The 21,430-nt window shown below is 47.5% G+C and carries 14 protein-coding genes; 10 read left to right on the plus strand and 4 right to left on the minus strand.

Annotated features, from left to right (window positions below; all coding sequences use genetic code 11):
• Positions 1–17: 17 nt before the first annotated feature.
• The 3 genes from fusA (at position 18) to CWI82_RS01825 (ending at position 4,390) form a co-directional block, all read left to right on the plus strand.
• Positions 18–2,147, plus strand: coding sequence for an elongation factor G (gene fusA, locus CWI82_RS01815; RefSeq protein ID WP_092858776.1), 2,130 nt, complete (start codon positions 18–20; stop codon positions 2,145–2,147).
• A 59-nt stretch (positions 2,148–2,206) separates the two neighbouring features.
• Complete coding sequence (gene tuf / locus CWI82_RS01820; protein WP_130202467.1) at positions 2,207–3,391, plus strand: elongation factor Tu; 1,185 nt, start codon at positions 2,207–2,209, stop codon at positions 3,389–3,391.
• A 228-nt stretch (positions 3,392–3,619) separates the two neighbouring features.
• Positions 3,620–4,390, plus strand: a complete 771-nt coding sequence (locus tag CWI82_RS01825; RefSeq protein WP_130202469.1) for a substrate-binding periplasmic protein — start codon at positions 3,620–3,622, stop codon at positions 4,388–4,390.
• On the opposite strand, the gene glsA is transcribed toward CWI82_RS01825, so the two are convergent.
• Positions 4,387–5,343, minus strand: a complete 957-nt coding sequence (glsA, locus tag CWI82_RS01830) for a glutaminase A (protein WP_130202470.1) — start codon at positions 5,341–5,343, stop codon at positions 4,387–4,389. The genes CWI82_RS01825 and glsA overlap by 4 nt on opposite strands.
• 2 nt (positions 5,344–5,345) lie before the next feature.
• Positions 5,346–8,171, minus strand: coding sequence for an excinuclease ABC subunit UvrA (uvrA, locus tag CWI82_RS01835; protein WP_130202471.1), 2,826 nt, complete (start codon positions 8,169–8,171; stop codon positions 5,346–5,348).
• Positions 8,172–8,288: 117 nt separating this feature from the next.
• Here uvrA and CWI82_RS01840 point away from each other — a divergent pair, with 117 nt between their 5' ends.
• The gene (locus tag CWI82_RS01840; protein WP_130202472.1) at positions 8,289–9,674 is read left to right on the plus strand and encodes an MFS transporter; all 1,386 of its coding nucleotides are present in this window, start codon (positions 8,289–8,291) and stop codon (positions 9,672–9,674) included.
• A 37-nt stretch (positions 9,675–9,711) separates the two neighbouring features.
• Positions 9,712–10,284, plus strand: coding sequence for a single-stranded DNA-binding protein (ssb, locus tag CWI82_RS01845; protein WP_130202473.1), 573 nt, complete (start codon positions 9,712–9,714; stop codon positions 10,282–10,284).
• Between the two features lie 16 nt (positions 10,285–10,300).
• Here ssb and CWI82_RS01850 read toward each other — a convergent pair whose 3' ends face one another.
• A complete protein-coding gene (locus CWI82_RS01850) occupies positions 10,301–12,349 on the minus strand; it encodes a PAS domain-containing protein (protein ID WP_130202474.1) in 2,049 nt (682 codons plus the stop codon).
• A 138-nt stretch (positions 12,350–12,487) separates the two neighbouring features.
• Between CWI82_RS01850 and CWI82_RS01855 the strand changes: the two genes are divergently transcribed.
• Together CWI82_RS01855 and CWI82_RS01860 are read left to right on the plus strand one after the other, a co-directional pair.
• Positions 12,488–13,423, plus strand: coding sequence for an ABC transporter substrate-binding protein (locus CWI82_RS01855; RefSeq protein ID WP_165383860.1), 936 nt, complete (start codon positions 12,488–12,490; stop codon positions 13,421–13,423).
• A complete protein-coding gene (locus CWI82_RS01860; protein ID WP_130202476.1) occupies positions 13,423–15,849 on the plus strand; it encodes a putative bifunctional diguanylate cyclase/phosphodiesterase in 2,427 nt (808 codons plus the stop codon). Before CWI82_RS01855 ends, CWI82_RS01860 begins: the two co-directional genes overlap by 1 nt.
• 43 nt (positions 15,850–15,892) lie before the next feature.
• On the opposite strand, the gene CWI82_RS01865 is transcribed toward CWI82_RS01860, so the two are convergent.
• The gene (locus CWI82_RS01865; protein ID WP_130202477.1) at positions 15,893–17,122 is read right to left on the minus strand and encodes an adenosine deaminase family protein; all 1,230 of its coding nucleotides are present in this window, start codon (positions 17,120–17,122) and stop codon (positions 15,893–15,895) included.
• Between the two features lie 130 nt (positions 17,123–17,252).
• Here CWI82_RS01865 and CWI82_RS01870 point away from each other — a divergent pair, with 130 nt between their 5' ends.
• The 3 genes from CWI82_RS01870 to pyrC all read left to right on the plus strand — a co-directional run bounded on the left by CWI82_RS01870 (position 17,253) and on the right by pyrC (position 21,333).
• On the plus strand, positions 17,253–17,831 hold the full coding sequence (locus tag CWI82_RS01870; protein WP_130202478.1) for a thymidine kinase: 579 nt from the start codon (positions 17,253–17,255) through the stop codon (positions 17,829–17,831).
• An 88-nt stretch (positions 17,832–17,919) separates the two neighbouring features.
• Positions 17,920–20,247, plus strand: coding sequence for a sensor domain-containing diguanylate cyclase (locus CWI82_RS01875; RefSeq protein ID WP_130202479.1), 2,328 nt, complete (start codon positions 17,920–17,922; stop codon positions 20,245–20,247).
• Positions 20,248–20,295: 48 nt separating this feature from the next.
• Positions 20,296–21,333, plus strand: a complete 1,038-nt coding sequence (gene pyrC, locus CWI82_RS01880) for a dihydroorotase (RefSeq protein ID WP_130202480.1) — start codon at positions 20,296–20,298, stop codon at positions 21,331–21,333.
• Positions 21,334–21,430: the final 97 nt, after the last annotated feature.

Raw genomic sequence — 21,430 nt, forward strand, 5'->3', positions numbered from 1 at the left:
AACCCAAAGAGGAATTTATGGCTCGACAAACATCGATTGAGCGTTACCGTAACATCGGTATCTGTGCTCACGTAGACGCAGGTAAAACAACCACCACAGAGCGTGTGTTGTTCTACACCGGCTTGTCTCACAAATTGGGTGAGGTACATGACGGTGCAGCGACTACCGACTGGATGGAGCAAGAACAAGAGCGTGGTATTACTATTACCTCGGCCGCTGTAACTGCTTTCTGGAAAGGTATGGATAACCAGTTCCCAGAACACCGTATCAACGTTATCGATACTCCAGGACACGTTGACTTCACTATCGAAGTAGAACGTTCACTGCGTGTACTTGATGGCGCGGTAGTTGTTCTGTGTGGTTCTTCTGGCGTACAGCCGCAAACTGAAACCGTATGGCGTCAAGCTGACAAATACGAAGTTCCACGTATGGTATTCGTCAACAAGATGGACCGTGCTGGTGCAGATTTCTTGCGCGTTGTAGGTCAAATCAAAACCCGTTTGGCTGCAACTCCAGTTCCAATTCATTTGAACATCGGTGCTGAAGATAACTTCAAAGGCGTTGTTGACTTGATCAAGATGAAAGCAATCAACTGGAATGAAGAAGACCAGGGGATGACTTTCAACTATGAAGAAATTCCAGCGGAACTGAAAGACAAAGCTGAAGAAATGCACAATGACTTGGTTGAAGCTGCTGCTGAAGCCAACGAAGAGCTGATGAACAAATACCTTGAAGAAGGTGAGTTGACTGAAGCTGAAATCAAAGCTGGTTTACGTCAGCGTACGCTGAACAACGAAATCATCCTTTGTTTGTGTGGTTCTGCGTTTAAAAACAAAGGCGTTCAAGCAATGCTTGACGCAGTTATCGAATACTTACCTTCACCAACTGAAGTTAAAGCGATTCGTGGTATTTTGGAAGACGAATCTGAAGGCGTTCGTAAGTCATCTGACGACGAGCCGTTCTCAGCATTGGCATTCAAAATCGCAACTGACCCATTCGTAGGTACTTTGACCTTCTTGCGCGTTTACTCGGGCGTTCTGTCTCAGGGCGATACCGTGTATAACCCAGTGAAGAGCAAGCGCGAGCGTATCGGCCGTATGGTACAGATGCACGCAAACGACCGTAAAGAGATTAAAGAAATCTTGGCGGGCGACATTGCTGCAGCTATCGGTTTGAAAGATGTAACCACTGGTGACACGTTGTGTGACCCGAACAACATCATCACGCTTGAGCGTATGGAATTCCCAGAGCCAGTAATCTCTGTTGCTGTAGAACCAAAAACTAAAGCTGACCAAGAAAAAATGGGTATCGCTTTAGGTAAATTGGCTGCAGAAGATCCATCGTTCCGCGTTAAAACTGACGAAGAGTCTGGCCAGACGATCATCTCTGGTATGGGTGAGCTTCACCTAGACATCATCGTTGACCGTATGAAGCGTGAATTCAAAGTTGAATGTAACGTTGGTAAACCACAGGTTGCTTACCGTGAAACTATCCGCCAGAAAGTGGAAGTTGAAGGTAAATTCGTACGTCAATCAGGTGGTCGCGGTCAGTTCGGTCACGTTTGGTTACGCATCGAGCCAATGGACTTCGATGCGAACGATGACGATGCGCCAAACTACGAGTTCGTAAACGAAATCGTTGGTGGTGTGGTACCGAAGGAATACATTCCTGCGGTAGACAAAGGTATCCAAGAGCAAATGCAGAATGGTGTAATTGCTGGTTACCCAGTACTTGGCGTGAAAGCGACCTTGTACGATGGTTCATACCACGATGTCGACTCATCAGAAATGGCGTTCAAAATCGCTGGTAGCATGGCATTCAAGAAAGGTGCCCAACAAGCTAAACCAGCATTGCTTGAACCAATGATGAAAGTTGAAGTTGTTACCCCTGAAGACTTCATGGGTGACGTAGTTGGTGACTTGAACCGTCGTCGCGGTATCATCGAGGGCATGGAAGATGGTCCTGGTGGTCTGAAAGAAGTTCGCGCACAAGTTCCATTATCAGAAATGTTCGGTTACGCTACTGACCTGCGTTCGCAGACTCAGGGCCGTGCATCTTATGCGATGGAATTCTTGAAGTACGCTGAAGCACCAAACAACATTGCTGAGCAGGTTATTGCTGCTCGTCAGGTTAAAGATAAAGATTAAGTAGAGTCTGGTCCGGTTCTACCTAGGACCGGACTTTTAACTTAAGTTAAGGAAAAGTCATGGCAAAAGAAAAATTTGAACGTTCCAAACCGCACGTTAACGTCGGTACTATCGGCCACGTTGACCACGGTAAAACTACTCTGACCGCTGCGATCACCACAGTATTGGCGAAAACCTACGGTGGTTCAGCACGTGCATTCGATCAAATCGATAACGCACCAGAAGAAAAAGCGCGTGGTATCACCATCGCAACTTCACACGTAGAGTACGACACTCCATCACGTCACTACGCACACGTAGACTGCCCAGGGCACGCTGACTATGTTAAAAACATGATCACCGGTGCTGCGCAGATGGACGGCGCTATCTTGGTAGTAGCTGCAACTGACGGCCCAATGCCACAAACGCGTGAGCACATCTTGTTGTCACGTCAGGTTGGCGTTCCATACATCATCGTGTTCATGAACAAATGTGACATGGTTGACGATGAAGAGTTGTTGGAATTGGTTGAGATGGAAGTTCGTGAACTTCTTTCTGAGTACGACTTCCCAGGCGACGACTTGCCAGTAATCCAAGGTTCAGCATTGAAAGCTTTGGAAGGCGAAGAGAAGTGGGAAAAGAAAATCATCGAATTGGCAGAAGCATTGGATTCATACATTCCAGAGCCAGAGCGTGATATCGACAAGCCGTTCATCATGCCAATCGAAGACGTATTCTCAATCTCAGGCCGTGGTACAGTAGTAACTGGTCGTGTTGAGCGCGGTATCGTTCGCACTGGTGACGAAGTAGAAATCGTAGGTATCCAAGATACAACGAAAACTACTGTAACTGGTGTTGAGATGTTCCGTAAATTGCTTGACGAAGGTCGTGCAGGTGAGAACATCGGTGCCTTGTTGCGTGGTACGAAGCGTGACGAGATCCAACGTGGTCAAGTATTGGCGAAGCCAGGTTCAATCACGCCACACACTCAGTTCGAAGCTGAAGTGTACGTATTGACCAAAGAAGAAGGTGGACGTCACACTCCATTCTTCAAAGGCTACCGTCCACAGTTCTACTTCCGTACAACTGACGTAACTGGTGCAGTACAGTTACCAGAAGGCGTAGAGATGGTAATGCCAGGCGACAACCTGAAGTTCGTAGTAGAACTGATTCACCCAATCGCAATGGACGAAGGTCTTCGTTTCGCGATTCGTGAAGGTGGTCGTACTGTAGGCGCAGGCGTTGTATCTAAGATCATCGCTTAATGCGTAGCCCGGCGTTCTACGCCGGGTTGTTTAGAAAGGGGAGCTTCGGCTCCCTTTTTTGTTTTTGAAAAGCAAAAGCGCTATTAGCTATTAGATATTAGATATTAGCGAAAACACGAAAGTCCGAGACCGCTCTTCTAATATCCAATATCTAATAGCTAATATCGCTCTTGACTTTGAGCGCTGATGTGTGAAGGATACACAAGAGTTAACGGAGTAAACGAAGCGTTGAAGTATCTAATAACAATAATCATCATTCTCGCCAGTTTCATATTTAAAGCTACCGCAGAGCCTATTCAGGTTCGAGTAGCCGCCTACGAGTACCCACCATACTATTCTGAGAATATGCCGACGCATTTGGTTGGCGAAGTCATTAAAGCGTTAAATCAGCTTCAACAAGACTATCAGTTCACTCTTGAACCGATTGCGCCGAATGCCCGCTATTTAGCGCTCAGCGCAGATGGGTGTTGTGATTTGATGTTGTTTGAAGACGTTGCGTGGGGTTGGGCTGATGAGGATATAGACCTTCATGTTACGAAGCCATTGCTGGTGGGCAGAGAGCGCTTTGTTGCGCTACAGCACCCTAATCGTGATCAACGCTTCTTCGAGATGAAAGGGCTGCGTTTCGGCGGTATCGTGGGCTATCACTATCCGTTTGCAGCAAACGAAAAAGACCATCGAATTCTCGAAGAAAAATATGGCATTTATTTAGGGCATTCACATCGCGTGAATCTACAAATGTTACTGAATGAGCGTCTCGATCTCGTCATGCTATCGGATGAGTATCTTGCTGCAATGGTTTCGGATGCAGTGAAACGACAATTACTCATTTCAAACAAGCCATATGGCGTGTTCAACATGGCCACGGTCATTAATAAAGACAAAAACGTCGATGCAATCCACGTCGATAAGCTTATTCGGCGTTTAAAAGAGAATGGCAAACTAAACGCTATTTTTAAAAGCTTTAAGCTCCCAGCGGTAATCCATACATCAGATTAATAAACACTTAAGCCTAAGTGATTGGCTAATTCACGAATCATGAACATGCCGCGCGCTGAGTTACCGTAGCTATTAAGCGGTGGGCTCCATGCTGTGATCACACCATAATCGGGAACAATCGCGACAATGCCACCACCTACACCACTTTTCGCTGGTAGCCCCACAGTAAACGCAAACTGCCCCGATTGGTCATACATACCACTGGTACTCAGTAACGCGTTAATGCGCTGTGCATCGCGATGTGACGTGATTTGTGCGCCGCTTCGAGGGCATTTGCCGCGGTTGGCTAAAAAGGCCAAGCTGCGCGCTAACTGTTCGGTCGTCATCGTTAATGCGCACTGCCAAAAATAATGATCTAAAACCTCTTCAACGTCAGCTTCGATATTGCCAAAACTTTTCATCAAATAGGCCAGGGCGGCGTTGCGCGCGCCGTGGGTGCGTTCCGACTCGTGTACCCGTGAATCAACAGCCACATCTTCGCTACCACATAACCCGCGAACCATACTCAGTAGCGCTGACTTACTGGCGGAGTAATGACTCACTAACACGTCGCTAACCAACAGCGCGCCGGCATTAATCATCGGGTTGCGTGGTATGCCCTTTTCCCATTCCAGCTGCACAATAGAATTAAATGGCTGGCCCGATGGCTCCATTTGCACCCGCTCCCAAAGTGGATCGCCGAAGCGCTCCATTGCGAGCATCAAACCAAAGATTTTTGAAATCGACTGAATTGAGAAACACTTATCTGAATCACCGACCGAAGTGACCTTGCCATCAAGCGTTGCCACCGTCAGGGCACAGTAGTCTGATTTGACTTCGGCGAGGGCAGGGATGTAATCAGCAACTTTGCCATCGTTCACCGTTAAGGCTTGCTGCAGAATACTTTCCAGCAATGACTTGAGGTTATCCGGAGCGTGGATGGACTGGCCGCCACTGATTACATCTGCTGTCATGGTTACCTTAACATTGGTTTTAAGAATCGAGCCGTATGCGACGCCTCGCACTTTACAATATCTTCCGGTGCGCCTGCGGTCAAAATCTCACCGCCACCAGAGCCGCCTTCTGGACCCAAATCAATAATCCAATCTGCTGTTTTAATCACATCAAGGTTGTGCTCGATAATCACGATGGTATTGCCATGATCGCGCAAGCGATGCAATACCGTTAACAGCTGCTGAATATCATGGAAGTGCAGACCGGTTGTTGGCTCGTCAAGAATATAGAGCGTTTTACCGGTATCGCGTTTTGAGAGCTCACGCGCAAGTTTCACCCGCTGCGCTTCACCACCTGATAAGGTTGTGGCACTTTGACCTAAACGAATATAGGACAAACCAACATCAATCAAGGTCTGTAGTTTGCGCGCAATGGCTGGAATCGGTGCAAAGAACTCGCGCGCGTCTTCAACGGTCATGTCTAATACTTCGTGAATACTTTTGCCCTTGTATTTGATTTCCAAGGTTTCGCGGTTGTAGCGCTTGCCCTTACAAACGTCACACGGAACGTAAACGTCTGGCAAGAAGTGCATTTCAACTTTAATGACACCGTCGCCCTGACACGCCTCACAACGGCCGCCACGCACGTTAAAACTGAAACGTCCAACTTTATAACCGCGCGAACGCGCTTCTTCGGTACCGGCATAAAGTTCACGAATCGGTGTGAAAATACCGGTATAAGTTGCCGGGTTTGAACGCGGAGTACGGCCGATTGGGCTTTGATCAATATCGACCACTTTGTCGAGATATTGCATGCCATCGATGCTCTCATAAGGCGCTGGCTCATTAGCGGTCGCTTTATTGAGCTCGCGGTGCGCAATACGGAATAAAGTATCGTTAATCAGCGTTGATTTACCCGAGCCTGATACGCCAGTTACACAGGTCATTAGGCCGACCGGAATTTCTGCATTGACGTTCTTCAGGTTGTTGCCAGAAGCGCCATTGAGCTTGACCCACTGTTTGCCCGGCTGATGACGTTTTGCTGGTACCTCAATCGCTTTACGGCCAGAGAGATAGTCACCGGTGAGCGACTCTTCGTTGGCAACAATTTCTTCGTAATGGCCTTGCGCAATCACCTGACCGCCATGCACACCGGCACCAGGGCCGATATCAATCACATGATCTGCTGCGCGAATGGCGTCTTCATCGTGCTCAACCACAATCACGGTGTTACCGAGGTCGCGTAAACGTGTGAGGGTGTTCAACAAACGTTCATTATCGCGCTGATGCAAACCAATGGAAGGCTCGTCGAGGACATACATCACGCCAACTAATCCTGCGCCGATCTGTGAAGCTAAGCGAATCCGTTGAGCTTCACCACCGGAGAGTGTTTCGGCACTGCGCGATAGGCTCAGATAATTCAAACCAACGTTGACGAGGAAGCCTAAACGATCGTTTATTTCCTTGAGAATCTTTTCAGCAATTTTGGCGCGCTGACCTTCTAACTCGAGTTCTTGGAAAAACTTGAGTGCGTCGCCAATCGAGCGTTCAACGACTTGTGGCAATGTCGTATCGTTAACAAACACATGTCGTGCTTCTTGGCGTAAGCGTGTACCGCCGCAACTTTTGCATGGTTGTGAAGCAAGATACTTCGACAAATCTTCGCGCACCGCCATCGAGTCCGTTTCGCGGTAGCGGCGTTGCATGTTTGGAATGATGCCCTCAAAGGCATGTGTACGAGCAACGCGATCACCACGGTCGTTCATGTAGGTGAACTCAATTTCTTCTTTGCCACTGCCAAACAACACCACATTCTGGTGTTTCTCATCGAGGCTCGCAAATGACTTATTGAGGTCAAATTTGTAATGGCGCGCAAGCGATTGCAGCATTTGGTAATAATAAAAATTACGCTTATCCCAGCCGCGAATCGCGCCGCCGGTGAGGCTAAGCTCAGGGTTCGTCACGACTTTCGCTGGGTCAAAAAACTGTTCAATGCCAAGGCCGTCGCATGACCCACAAGCTCCCGCTGGGTTGTTAAAGGAAAATAATCGTGGTTCGAGCTCTTGCATGCTGTAGCCGCAATGTGGACAAGCAAAGTTAGCTGAGAACACAATATCCTCAACCTGAGAATCGCTTTCCATTGGCACCACAAGCGCAGTACCGCCGCTTAGTTCTAATGCGGTTTCAAACGATTCGGCCAAACGTAACTCAAGCCCTTCGCGCACCTTAATACGGTCAACAACCACTTCGATGGTGTGCTTTTTCTGTAGTTCGAGTTTAGGCGGATCACTTAAATCACACAGTTCGCCGTCAATGCGAGCACGAATAAAACCTTGCGCGGCAAGGTTTTCTAAAACTTTGGTGTGTTCACCTTTACGCTCTTGAATAATCGGCGCCACAATCATCAGCTTTTCGCCTTCTGGCAACGCCAATACTTGGTCGACCATTTGTGAAATGGTTTGCGCCGCTAAGGTCACATTGTGGGTTGGACAACGTGGCTCGCCAACACGTGCAAACATCAAGCGCAAATAGTCGTATATTTCAGTAATGGTACCAACGGTTGAGCGCGGGTTATGCGAGGTTGATTTTTGCTCAATCGAAATTGCCGGTGATAAGCCTTCGATGCTATCGACATCCGGCTTTTCCATGAGCGATAAAAACTGGCGCGCATAGGCTGAGAGTGATTCGACGTAGCGGCGCTGGCCTTCCGCATACAACGTATCAAAAGCTAACGAAGATTTTCCCGAGCCGGACAGTCCTGTGATGACCACCAGTTTATCGCGGGGTATGGTCACGTTAATGTTTTTCAGGTTGTGGGTGCGGGCACCGCGGATTTCTATTTTATCCATGAGAATTACAACTCTCCGTTGCCAATGACAAGCAATTGAATGAAACGAGTATTATCGCACAACCGGTACCTTCTGGTACAATGGCCAGCGATTTTTTCCTGCAGCTATGAGAATTTCATGCGACAGCAAAACCAAGACAATCGACTCACCCCAATTGAGCGGCGCGCCTCTGGTGCTTTAGCTGCTGTGTTTGGATTACGTATGCTCGGGCTGTTTTTGATCATGCCCGTTATTGCGATCTATGGACAACAGTACCCTGATTACACCCCATTGCTGATTGGTTTAGCGATTGGCGCCTATGGGTTAACGCAAGCATTATTGCAAATTCCGTTAGGTATGCTGTCCGACCGAATTGGGCGCCGGCCTGTTATCATCGGTGGACTGATTGTGTTTGCCGTGGGCAGCTTGGTGGCGGCTTGGGCTGATTCGTTAGTGGGTGTCATTATTGGCCGCGCGTTGCAGGGCATGGGCGCAATTGCCGCTGCTATTTTAGCTTTGGCAGCCGACATTACCCGCGATTCGCAGCGCCCGAAAGTCATGGCGACAATAGGCATGTTTATTGGCTTGTCCTTCGCATTGGCTCTCGTGTTAGGGCCATTGCTTGGTGCCCAAATTGGCTTATCCGGATTGTTTTATTTCACGGCTGTCAGTGCCGTTTTCGGCATTTTCGTGCTACTTGTGGCTGTTCCTAAAGTTGCGCAAAAGTCCGCACGCGGCGATTTGATTCCACTGAAAAGCGAGCTGAGTCAGTTATTTAAAGACCCGCAATTGGCGCGATTAAACCTTGGCGTATTGGTACTTCATTGTGTGTTAACCGCATTTTTCGTCGTAGTACCGTTACAACTGATGCGCGGCGGCTTGGCTGCCGATGAACATGCTTGGTTGTATTTGCCGACGTTAATTGCATCGTTTGCGTTTATGATCCCAATGCTGATTAAGGCCGAGCGCCAACGGCAACAACCGCGCTATTTCCGTGTTGCTATTGCCTTAGTTATCTTAGCGGTAGCTGTTATCGTATTTATCCCAGCGCATTGGACTTATTTGGCGATAGCTGTTGTGCTGTTTTTTACCGGCTTCAATTTCTTAGAAGCAACATTACCGAGCTCACTTACGCGCTTTGCACCAGCTGGGCGCAAGGGCAGTGCGAGCGGAATCTATGCCACATTCCAGTTCTTAGGTGCGTTTATTGGCGGCGCCGCTGGTGGTTCAATTTATCAATATTTTGGCTTGTTAGGTGTTGGGATTTTCTGCACGGTACTGCTAGTATGCTGGTTCGTCATTAGCTTTGGCATGGAACCACCGCCACAACAGCAAAGTGTGAGTTTCACGCTCGATAAATTGACTGCAGACCAAGCTGATGGCTTAGCCGAGCAACTCAGTCAAGTAGCAGGTGTTGAGGAAGTTCGCATTGTGGCCGCCGAGCAAACAGTGTATTTAAAAGTTCATAAAACCGATTACAATGATTCTGAAATAGAGGCATATTTAGCCTCATACCGAACATAAGCATTGAACATAAAAGACAAGTGAAGGAGCAGATGGCATGGCCAGTCGCGGCATCAACAAAGTAATTTTAATTGGAAACTTAGGCGCCGATCCAGAAGTGCGCTACACGCAAAATAATACAGCCATCGCTAACTTATCTGTTGCTACCAGCGAAACTTGGAAAGACAAGCAAACTGGTGAGCCGCGCGAGCAAACCGAGTGGCATCGTTGCGTTGCCTATCGTCGTTTAGCCGAAATTGCTGGCGAGTATCTGAAAAAAGGCTCTAAGGTTTATGTGGAAGGTCGTTTACAAACACGTAAATGGCAAGGTCAAGATGGTGTTGAGCGTTATACCACTGAAATTGTGATCAACGACCTGCAAATGTTGGATGGTCGTCCAGGTGGCGGTCAAGGTGGCTACGGCGGCGGCCAACAACAATCTGGCGGTTTCGGTGGCCAGCAAGGCGGTGGTCAAGCGCCTCAAGGTGGTCAAGGTCAAGGTGGCTTCGGTGGTCAACAAGGTGGCCAGCGTCAAGCGCCGGCACAGAGCTTTAATCAGAAGCCGGCACAACAACCACAGCAAGAACCGTTTGTGCCCGACCAAGATTTCGACGACGACATTCCGTTCTGAATGATATAAAGGCTCCTCAGTACTTCGCCAAGTTCACGACAACTTGATTTCTGCCTTTTCGTTTACCCTCATACAGTGCCTGATCGGCACGTATGAGGGCAACGCTAACATCAACATCCTCAGGCTTGATGTCGGTCACTCCGAATGTCGCTGTGACTGATACTTGAATACCTTTCGTGTTGACTTCGAGTTCGCTAATACCCTTTAAAATTGCCTCGAGACGCGGTAACGAAGGGTGCAGCTCAGTCTGATGAAGCAACAAAACGAATTCCTCACCACCGAGTCGGGCAACCAAATCAGATGGGCGAACCGCTTGTTTTAGGTAATTGGCTAATGTTTTCAATACGACGTCGCCGAGATCATGGCCAAAATCATCGTTGATTTTTTTGAAATGATCGATATCAATGAGCACAAGCGTTGTCGGATGATTAAATCGCTCAAGATGGTAATAGGCAAGCTTTGCTTGGCTCATAAAATATCGGCGATTGTAGAGCTTTGTTAGCTCGTCTGTTTCGCTCAGTTCTTCAAGTTGCGCTTGATATTCTTTGGCTTGCGTAATGTCTCGCATGGTGCCAACAAAATAGTCTTCATTATTAATCTTGCAGAAACTCGCGAGCTCATGCACCCAACGGAGCTGGCCGTCAGCACGAACAATTCGGTGTTCAATGTTGTATGTGCCAGTCGCCTCTGCAGCTGCAAGACTTGTGTCAAAAAACTCTCGATCATCGGGATGAACGAAGTCGCGGAAGGCCTCGACTGATGGCGCGATAGCGTTCGGTTCGAGCCCAAGAATAGTATAAATCTTGTTCGACCAATATAATTCATCAAAGCCTATTTTCGAGGTCCAATAACCAAGCTGACCAATCTCCTGAGCGCGTTCGAGAGTGATTTGCTTTTGTTGTAGCTCAAGCTCAAGCTTTTTCTCCGCCGTAACGTCAAAAATTACGCCATGCCAGCTGGTACCTCCGTCAGGTAATCGAATCGGTGTAGCCCGTCCAGATACCCATTTTTCACCAACGTCGGGCAAAATAACCCGATATTCAGCTTCCCAAACAGATTGCTCGTCAGCTGACTTCAAGACGCTTTCAGTGACGCGTTCAACATCATCAGGATGAATACGCTTGAACACCAACGATGCGTCAGTTTGAATATCTTCTGGTGAGCAACCGTAAATAAGTCGCACTCCTTCGCTTGCATAAGGGAAGAAGGAGCGGCCATTGGGATACCAATGATAATCATAAATCATTCCTGGAATGGAACTTGACAGCGCCTCGAGTCGCTCGGCTAAATTCACCGATTCAGTGACGTTGATGATGGAACCAATTGCCTGTTTCATGCGACCATCTTCAATCACGGGCCGCATCCGCTCTTTCAACCAATAGTACTGGTCATTCGCGCCGCGAATGCGGTAGCGGCGTGATAAAGGCTGTTCCGAGCAAGATTTTACCCATTCCCGCAACTTGGGTAGCATCGTCTTGCCATCAACTGGGTGAATATTTTGTTGCCACCAACGTGAGGCATTCATGATGGTCTCGTCGCTATCATGCAATAACTCAACGCGTTCTCCGTAGAGGTGTAATTTATCGGTATCGATGTCCCACACGAATATCGTGGTCGGCGAGCTGTCAATCACGCGCCGTAAGTTTTGCTCTGTTGTGCGAGCTTGCTGTTCGGCTTGTTTCTCCGCCGTGATATCGAAGTGCATGCCGGCCATCCATTCTGGTTGGCCATCGGCCGTCCATGAAACAACTTGGCCAGTATCCCGCACCCACACCCAATGGCCTTGCTTGTGACGCATGCGTGCATCGCACCGATAGGTCGGCGTATCGCCATTAAAGTGTAATTGTAACTGTCGCCCTGATTCAGCTAAATCGTCCGGATGGCTTAATGCTTCCCAAGTTTTAATCGAAATCCGTGCAAGCTCTTCTAACGAATAACCCACAATGGCAGCCCAAGTCGCATTAAAACGCGTTTCTCCCGTTTGGACGTTCCACTCCCAAGTGCCAGCGCCGGAGCTCTCGATAATCGCACTTAAGCGAGAGGTTAGCGTTTCTTTCTTTTCCATACAGACTCACTTCTTCTTTATTTCGTCTTAATCTAAACTATATTACCTGTAAATAACAAAAATTCCTTTCAAACAGTTCGCTTTGTTATATTATAACGAATGTTATTTGTCCGAGAGGGTGGCTTTTGGAGTGTTTACGTGAAAAAAAATGTATGGTTCACCGCCCTCAGTCTATTTTTACTTGTTGGTTGCCAACCACCGCAAGAGTCGATCAATGTTGTAGGTAATTCCTGGTTAGGTTACCAACCACTCTACGCCCAGCATATACTGCATCCGGAGCAACAGCCCAGCAATGTCCATCTGACCATGTTGGTATCAGATATTAGTGTCATTCGGATGCTAACCAACCAAGCCGCTAGTGTGGCTATGTTGAGTTTGGATAATGCCATTAGTCTGAATTCGCGCACCGATCTTGATTTTTGCATTGCGCTGGCGCTCTCGAGTTCCGATGGTGCAGATGCAATTTTGACTCGTCCAGACTTTGTTCCTCAGCTCAAAACAGAGGTCCCAATTCGAGTCGGAATGGAAGACAGCGCGCTGGCGCGCTATGTGGTATCGCGGTGGTTAGAAGAACATGACATTGACCCATCGCGGGTAAATCGGATGATTGTCTTACCACCTGGACAAGAAACAGCTTTAAACACCAACCTCGTTGATGTCATAGCGACCTATGCGCCATTTACCCAAAATTTGGTGGAGCATGGTGCAGAAGTTATCTTTTCGAGCCGAGAGATACCCGACGAGATCATTGACACCGTGGTGGTTCGAAAAGCGACTTGGCAGCAGTATCACGATCTTTTACTCCCTTTAGTGACCACATCTTGGGATACCGCGTTGGCTCAAGCACAAGTTCCCAATTCAGACATTTTCAACGCGATGATGAAGTTATCTGATTTATCAGCTGAAGAGCTGACGATGTCGATGGCACAATTGAAGTTTTATGACACTAAACAGAGTCGTGAGTTTTTTAAAACGGGGTATGCCGAGGTTAGTGAACAAATCGCAGCTCACTTACAGGAAACGGGCGTATTTGATGCGCCTAAAATGTTATCGCCTTGCGAAGGTGTTTTGTGATGAAGCTACCGCTATACCAACGTTTGAGCCTACAAATCACCGTGCCGATTGTGGCGATTGCGTTCATTATTTTGGCAAGTTTGAGCCATTATCTTATCCGTGCGCAACAAGAGGAGGCATTTGAGCGAGCGGAACTTGAATTACGCTCGATGTTGGTGGTTGCGCAAGGTTCACTCAACCGAATGTTTGGTTTGAATCGATTAGAGTCGGTACCGGAATTGTTAAGTGAGGTGCATGTTCACCCGCGTATTGAAAAAGCGTTTTTGCTCGATAGTAGTGGCGAGCTGATGCGCTTCTATGCGATGAATCAAATTGCGCCAGAACTACCAGAATTTATACAGCGACTATCGATTGATAAAATTCAGTCGGCCTCGCGTTCAGGTGTAACGTCAATCGAATATCATTCTCAGCATAAGCATTTTGTTGCGATTGTACCGGTGGTGCCACCGGGTGAACTGAGTGCTGCACTACGCCGAAATTTATTCGTCGTGGAATATCGTCACGACGACGCCTGGTATCAGCTTAGTATGCTAGCGGTTCAGGAGTTAAGTGTGTTTGTCATGGTTTTGGCGACACTAGGCATCTTGTTGTGGCTCGGATTACAAACGCTGATTGTGCGCCCGATGCAATCCATTGTGTCAGCACTCGATCGATTTTCACGGCGTGAGCCAATTGGTGACGTAAAAATAAAAGCATATAACGAACTTGGATTGCTTTCTGATGCGTTGGTGAATGCCGCGCAAGCACGCGAGCAGTACGAAGGTCGTTTACGCCGCTTATCTGCAGCAGTAGAGCAAAGTAGCGATTGTATTGTCATTACCGATCTTGATGCGCGTATTCAATACGTCAATACAACGTTTACTGAAATCACCGGTTATACCGCCGACGAAGTAATCGGGCTCAATCCGAAAGTATTGGCATCTGGAAACACACCGAAATCGACCTATGAATCAATGTGGCGAGCACTGACTGACGGTAAAGTTTGGCAGGGTGAGCTGTATAATCGGCGTAAAGATGGCAGTGAATACCGCGAATGGGCGACCATTTCACCACTGCGAGATGAGCACGGTACGATCATTAATTATTTGGCGAGCAAACAAAATATTACCGAACGCCGTGCTGCTGAAGCACAAGTCAATTACTTGGCCTATTTCGATGTGCTAACGGGACTTCCAAACCGAACGAAATGCACAGAAATTTTGCAACAGCTACTGACAACGCGTGAAGCAAGAAAATTTGGCGCCGTTGTTTTGTTGGATGTTGATGGATTGCAACGTATCAATGACGTGTGCGGTTTTGAGTTTGGTGACCAAGTATTGCTCGCAATTAAAGATCGCCTCAGCCAGGTTGTGCAACACGAAAGTAATGCAACACTCGGTAATCTTGGTGGCGACCTGTTTGCACTTTTATTACCTGCGACTGCTGAGCGTGAGCATGTGCTTGCGCACACGCAAGTGCTGATTAAAGAAGCTTTAGACGAAATTAGTAAGCCGCTGCTTGTTGACGGCGAACGCATTATTGTTACAGCGAGTGCGGGTATGGTGATGTATCCTGAATATGGCGATACGCCAGAGTCGATCATTCGCCATGCCGAAACCGCCGTTCATCATGCCAAAGAAAATGGCGGCAACCAGTTGATGGTTTATAACCCGTCTTATAGCTATGCGTTGGAGCAGTACTTTGAAATTGAACGGGCACTGCGCGACGCAATCGGCACTGAGCAATTGCAATTGCATCTGCAACCACAGCAATTACCAGACGGTACTCTGGTGGGTATTGAGATACTGTGTCGGTGGCAGCATCCCGAACTTGGTCACGTATCGCCTGGAGTGTTTATTCCAATCGCTGAAAAAAGTGACCTTATTGTGTTGCTGGGTAAGTGGATTGTCACACGCGCACTAGAAATAGCCGCCCAATTACCAGAACAGTTGACGGTTGCGATAAATATTAGCCCACGTCATTTCCGTAAATATGACTTTGTCTACTTTATTGAACGACAACTCGTGCGCAGTGGTGTTTCGCCGAACCGACTTATTTTAGAAATCACTGAGAATTTGCTCGTTGATGACATCCAGGATATTACTCTGAAAATGAAAACGTTAAAGGAAACTGGCGTGCAGTTTTCAATTGACGATTTCGGTACGGGCTATTCATCGCTAAGTTATCTGACCACCTTAGCCATTGATGAATTGAAAATTGATCAAGGCTTCGTGCAAGGCATTGGCCATTCCAACCAAGATAAGATTGTTGAAACGATTATTTCGATGGGGCAACACCTAGGATTACGCATTGTTGCTGAGGGTGTTGAAACGAAAGAACAACTCGATTTCTTACAACGCCTTTCAACAGACGTTGTATGCCAAGGCTACTATTTTCATAAGCCGATGACATTCGATGACTTTAAAGCGCTGACATTCAAGGGATAAGACGAAGAGAGGCGCAAATCTGCGCCTCTTACCATTTGTCGATTTAGCTTATCCCATGCTCTGCAGCGATTTTATCGAAGTACTCTAGTGCCTGTTTTGCATAAGCACGTTTCGCAATATAATCACCGGCAAAGAAATTCTTTTTAAAGCCGTATGCGACCATGTCTTTTAGACGTTTTAACGGCACGTCAACAGCGCTTAACGCCAGTTCATATTCTTGTGTCACGGTAGTACGCGAAACCAGCCGGTTGTCGGTACAAATGACAGTGGCTAAGCGATTCGCATACATGTGCTTAAAGTTGTGATTAGCGACATCACCAATTTCTGGATTGGTTTGTAGATTACTGGTGATACATACTTCAATTGCAATGCGGCGGTCGGCAACAAATGATGCAAGCCGACGCGCATAGTCTTCTTTATTGGTGATTGAGGGGGCTTGGATCATCTCAGGCGAAAACAACGAATAGCCATGACCTAACCGATCGGCATAACACTGTGTGAGTGCTTCAAAAATACTCTCGGCGCCATAGGCTTCGCCTGCGTGTACGGTTTTCAGTAAGAAATTCTGATGGGCGTATTCGTACACTTCTTTGAAATCGTGGGCTGGATAACCCATTTCCTGACCTGCAATATCGAGCCCGACAATCGGTAAGCCTTCTTCATCACGCAGACGAACGCTGGCGCGGATCATTTCCATGGCCGCCGTTTTAATCACTTGCTTCGGTTCATGATCACGTAACATTTGGAAGAGTTGCGTGTAGTATGGCGAGAAGCCCTTCTTGCCGAACATACGCATCGCACAATTAATAATGCCGTAATCAAATGACGGTTTGGTACCATTTTGGACATCGGCCTGCGCATTGTATTCGTCTTTAGCGCGCTTTAAGCCTTTGTTGGTGGTGTGCATCACCGTGTCAAAATCGATACCGCGAGCTGGGTCCATCATCAATTGCGGCGCAAAGCGCACCTCAATGTAGATAACGCCCTCGGCAATATTATCTTGCGCGAGCTCATACGCAGCTTGCTCGAGGTTTTCCATATCACGCAGTACCGCGCAGGTATATTGGAAGCCATTTAAGTACTCACCTAAATTCTGATACGACTCTTTAAAAACGAGGTCGTACAAGCCCTCAACTGTATACGACGGCAGCTCGATACCACTTCGCTTCGCCATTTCAATTAGTCCGTCTGGGCGCAGACTGCCATCTAAATGCAAATGCAAATCAGCCTTTGGCATGGCTTTTAAAAATGCGCGCGAATAAGGTGTTGTCATGGGCTTCTCCTGTTTTAATTTGAGCAATTATATCAAAAAGAAAGGCGAAAAAGGTTGGATATTAGCTATTGGATATTAGATATTAGAAAGACACTTCGAATAACCAATAACTAATAACGAATATCGACCTATGGCTTCACTTTATTTTACTTATTCGGCAATGAATGCCGGTAAAAGCACATCCTTACTGCAGGTTGCTCATAATTACGAAGAACGTGAGCAACACGTTTTATTATTAACACCATCGATTGATGATCGGGCCGGGCATGGGCGAATTGCATCTCGGCTTGGTATCGATCGGGAAGCCTTAGCATTTTCGAATACTACCGACCTAGCCGCCTTGATTGAAGCGCGGCATCAACGTAAGCACATTGATTGCGTGTTGATTGACGAGGCGCAGTTTCTCACTGAAACTCAGGTTTGGCAGCTCACTGACGTTGTTGATCGGATAGATATTCCGGTCATGTGCTACGGTATTCGAAGTGACGCTTTTGGCAAGGCGTTTCCCGGTAGCGCCGTGTTGCTCGCCGTAGCCGATAAACTCGCGGAAATGAAAACAATCTGTTTTTGTGGTCGCAAAGCTACCATGAATTTACGCATTGACGCCGAAGGTAACGCAGTAAAAGCCGGCGATCAAATTGCTATCGGCGGCAATGACCGTTACATCTCTTGTTGTCGTAAACATTGGAAAGAGCGACTCGGCCTTTAAATCGTAAAATAATTAATCACATCAATTGCTTTGGGAAAAGTTTGCTACTATTTAAACAGAAGTAGATTTAACTCATAGCGGAGAGTCAATGAAACCAGCACCGATACCGAACAATGAGTCAGAACGGTTGCATCTGTTACATGAGCTCGACATTCTCGATACCGAACCAGAACCGGTATTCGACAATATTACGCAATTTGTAAAGCAGTTATTTGATGTTGATGCTGCTCTCATAACCCTCGTCGACAGCGAACGACAATGGTTCAAGTCAAAAATTGGCTTTCAAGAATGTGAAACACCGCGCGAAATTTCTTTTTGTGGTCATGCGATTATGCAGGGCTCCACCATGGTCGTCGAGGATGCCACGAAAGACGAACGCTTTGCAGATAATCCATTTGTGGTTGCGGCAGAGGGCTTGCGCTTTTATGCCGGCGCACCTCTCGAAATAAAGCCGGGCATTATCATCGGCACACTTTGCATTATCGACTCCAAGCCGCGTCAATTCTCCGCACAACATAGACAATGGTTAGAAAGCCTTGCTGAATGGGTCGAGAATGAGCTGACCAATCGTTATGCCATCAGTAATTACGAACAAGAACGCCAAGTTCTTGCTGAAGGGCCAATTGCCGCAGTTGTCTGGCAAGTTGAGCCCGAAGCTCATTTGATCTATGCCGCTGCGAATGTCGAAAAAGTACTCGGTTACTCGCGTGACCACTTGCTGAGTCCTGCAGTCAATTATGAGTCCATCGTGCACCGCGCCGACCGCCGCGAATTATTAACGCGAATGCATGCGGTATTAGACGGTAAACAACCTTCGTTGGAACTCGAGTATCGGGTTATTACGCCAGAAAATGAGCTTCGTTGGGTACAGCATTATGCGCGCGCCGATTATGACAGCCAAGGGCATATCGTTAGAGTGCGCGGTTATTTGCATGACAATACCAAGCGCAAACAACTCGAACTTAGCTTAAAACAAGCGAACCAGAGCTTTGCGTTAGCCCTTGCGGCTGGCAACTTAGCCACCTGGGATTGGCACCTACTCAAACAATCCGTCAATGTTAACCACACCTGGGATGAAATACTTGGGCGTGATGAAAGCTATTCGCAGCAAAATAGGTGGGCGCAATTAATCCATCCCGATGACTTTCAAGCAACACGTGCGGCATTGCAACGTCATTTGAAAGGCCTTGATGAACGCTTTGAAGCACGCTTTCGTTTGCAACACGCTGATGGGCATTATATTTGGCTGCATAGTATCGGCAAAGTCATTGAGTCCGACGAACAAGGTCTAGCAGTGCGAATGGTTGGCATTCATCACGACATCACTGCAGAAGTTGCTAACGAGGAACGTCGCCGTCAACAAGAAACCATCTTAAATCTCGTGACGGCCGTACAGCATGAGTTTCTGTTCGTGAAGGAGTTTAGCGAAGTCTGTGATATCGCATTGCCGCAGTTGATGGCGCTCACTCAGAGTGATGTTGGTATTATCGGTGAGCTACCCGGTAATTCACATACGCAGGATTTGCTCTGGTTGCATGGCGTTCGTCGCTACGATGATGACAACAAAAATCGAGCCTATCAGAAACTGATTCAACAAGGCTTAGAAGTTGAGGTGACGGGTCGTGTCATCCGCCAAGTGTTGAGCGACGGCGAAGCGCAACTCTGTCCTTATCCGGTTCAGAAGGATGAAGTATTACTGCAACCCATTGACTTGCCGGAATTTGATAATGCCTATTTACTGCCATTGTTTTTCAATCGCGAAGTGGTCGGTATCTTATTACTGGCGAATAGCCCAATTGGATACACCCCCGATCTGTTGTTAACCTTTGAGCCGATACTCAATACGCTGGGAACTCTGATGCACTTTCGTCGTATCGAAGCGCAACGACTATCAGCAACCGAAGAGCTGCGCCGTATGGCAACGATTGACGAGCTGACCCAAGTCGCGAATCGGCGAATATTTCTTGAAACGGCTGGGCAAAAATTCAACGAACAACATCGTTACGATGTTCCTGTGAGCGTTGCGATTATCGATTTAGATCATTTCAAAAACGTGAATGACACATACGGGCATGCGGCCGGCGATAAAGTGTTGAAGCAATTCGCCGATACTACTCGAGAGATCTTGAGAGATGGCGATTTACTGGGGCGACAAGGTGGTGAAGAGTTTGCCATATTACTCCCTCATGCAGACATCGAGCAGGCCTTATTGGTTGCCGAGCGCGTCCGTAGTAGCGTTGAGAAAGCTAGTTTCGAATGGCAGGGTAAACGTATTCCGGTTACGGTAAGCATTGGAATCGCACAACTGTTATCAACCGACAAAGATATCGACCGTTGGTTTGCCCGGGCTGACAAAGCTCTTTACCAAGCAAAATCTGACGGACGGAATCGCTGTATCGCCGCAAACGAGGTATAATAGTGCGATAATTCATCGCATCCCAAAATTCAATTCATAGAGGTACACATGCAGGCGACTGAGCTAACCATTCCAACCCCAGACGATTGGCATTTACATCTTCGCGACGGCGACTTGTTAGCAACGACAGTACCTGCAACTGCGGATGTATTTGCGCGCGCCGTGATTATGCCGAATTTAGTTCCGCCGGTAACTTCAGTGGAGCAAGCGCAACAATACCGCCAACGTATTCTCGCACAGCGCCCGCTAGCAAATTCTTTTGAGCCGTTAATGGCATTGTATTTGACGCAAAACACCAGCTTAGAAACGGTGCGTGCAGCGGCGGCAGATACCAACATCATTGGTTTTAAACTCTACCCTTCAGGTGCTACCACCAACTCTGATGCGGGTGTTACCGATGTTGATGGCCTAGACGACGTATTTGCTGAAATGGCGAAACTGCAGGTGCCATTATTAGTGCATGGCGAGGTCACCACGGCGGATATCGATATTTTTGACCGTGAAAAAGTGTTTATTGATCGTCATTTGCGTCCATTACTGCAGCGCCATCCGAAATTAAAATTGGTGTTGGAGCATATCACCACGGCTGACGCAGTGAAATTTGTTGAAGAGCAAGGCGACAATGTTGCCGCAACCATTACACCGCAACACTTGTTGATGAACCGCAATGATTTGCTTGTTGGTGGCGTTCGTCCGCACAATTATTGTTTACCGATTTTGAAACGTCGCGATCACCAGTTGGAACTGCGTCGCGCCGCCGTGTCCGGTAATCCGAAGTTCTTCCTCGGCACGGACTCTGCACCGCATGCGCAATCGAAAAAAGAAAATGCTTGTGGCTGCGCGGGTTGTTACTCAGCGCCTGCAGCGTTACCTTTGTATGCAGAGTTTTTTGAACAAATGGGTGCGCTTGATAAATTAGCCGATTTTGCCAGTGGCTTTGGTGCTGATTTTTACGGGTATGCGCGGGCAATATCAACAGTAACGTTAATCAGGTCGCCGTGGCGAGTACCAGAAACTGTGATGACAGCCGTTGGGCCGATGGTGCCATATTGGGCTGGCGAAATGTTAAATTGGCAGCTAAAATAAAAAAACAACAAAAAATAAACAAACAGTTGAACAATTTAACAATCTAGTAATCCCCCTCAAGACATGGTCTTATATGACTTCAGGGTTTATAAATAGA

Source organism: Pseudidiomarina tainanensis (assembly GCF_004214835.1).
Classification (GTDB): Bacteria; Pseudomonadota; Gammaproteobacteria; order Enterobacterales; family Alteromonadaceae; genus Pseudidiomarina; species Pseudidiomarina tainanensis.

Excerpts from the sequence above, each read along its gene's own strand:
- fusA (WP_092858776.1), top strand. The coding sequence starts at position 18 with ATGGCTCGACAAACATCGATTGAGCGTTACCGTAACATCGGTATCTGT.
- tuf (WP_130202467.1), top strand. The coding sequence starts at position 2,207 with ATGGCAAAAGAAAAATTTGAACGTTCCAAACCGCACGTTAACGTCGGT.
- glsA (WP_130202470.1), bottom strand. The coding sequence starts at position 5,343 with ATGACAGCAGATGTAATCAGTGGCGGCCAGTCCATCCACGCTCCGGAT.
- uvrA (WP_130202471.1), bottom strand. The coding sequence starts at position 8,171 with ATGGATAAAATAGAAATCCGCGGTGCCCGCACCCACAACCTGAAAAAC.
- CWI82_RS01840 (WP_130202472.1), top strand. The coding sequence starts at position 8,289 with ATGCGACAGCAAAACCAAGACAATCGACTCACCCCAATTGAGCGGCGC.
- ssb (WP_130202473.1), top strand. The coding sequence starts at position 9,712 with ATGGCCAGTCGCGGCATCAACAAAGTAATTTTAATTGGAAACTTAGGC.
- CWI82_RS01850 (WP_130202474.1), bottom strand. The coding sequence starts at position 12,349 with ATGGAAAAGAAAGAAACGCTAACCTCTCGCTTAAGTGCGATTATCGAG.
- CWI82_RS01860 (WP_130202476.1), top strand. The coding sequence starts at position 13,423 with ATGAAGCTACCGCTATACCAACGTTTGAGCCTACAAATCACCGTGCCG.
- CWI82_RS01865 (WP_130202477.1), bottom strand. The coding sequence starts at position 17,122 with ATGACAACACCTTATTCGCGCGCATTTTTAAAAGCCATGCCAAAGGCT.
- CWI82_RS01870 (WP_130202478.1), top strand. The coding sequence starts at position 17,253 with ATGGCTTCACTTTATTTTACTTATTCGGCAATGAATGCCGGTAAAAGC.
- CWI82_RS01875 (WP_130202479.1), top strand. The coding sequence starts at position 17,920 with ATGAAACCAGCACCGATACCGAACAATGAGTCAGAACGGTTGCATCTG.
- pyrC (WP_130202480.1), top strand. The coding sequence starts at position 20,296 with ATGCAGGCGACTGAGCTAACCATTCCAACCCCAGACGATTGGCATTTA.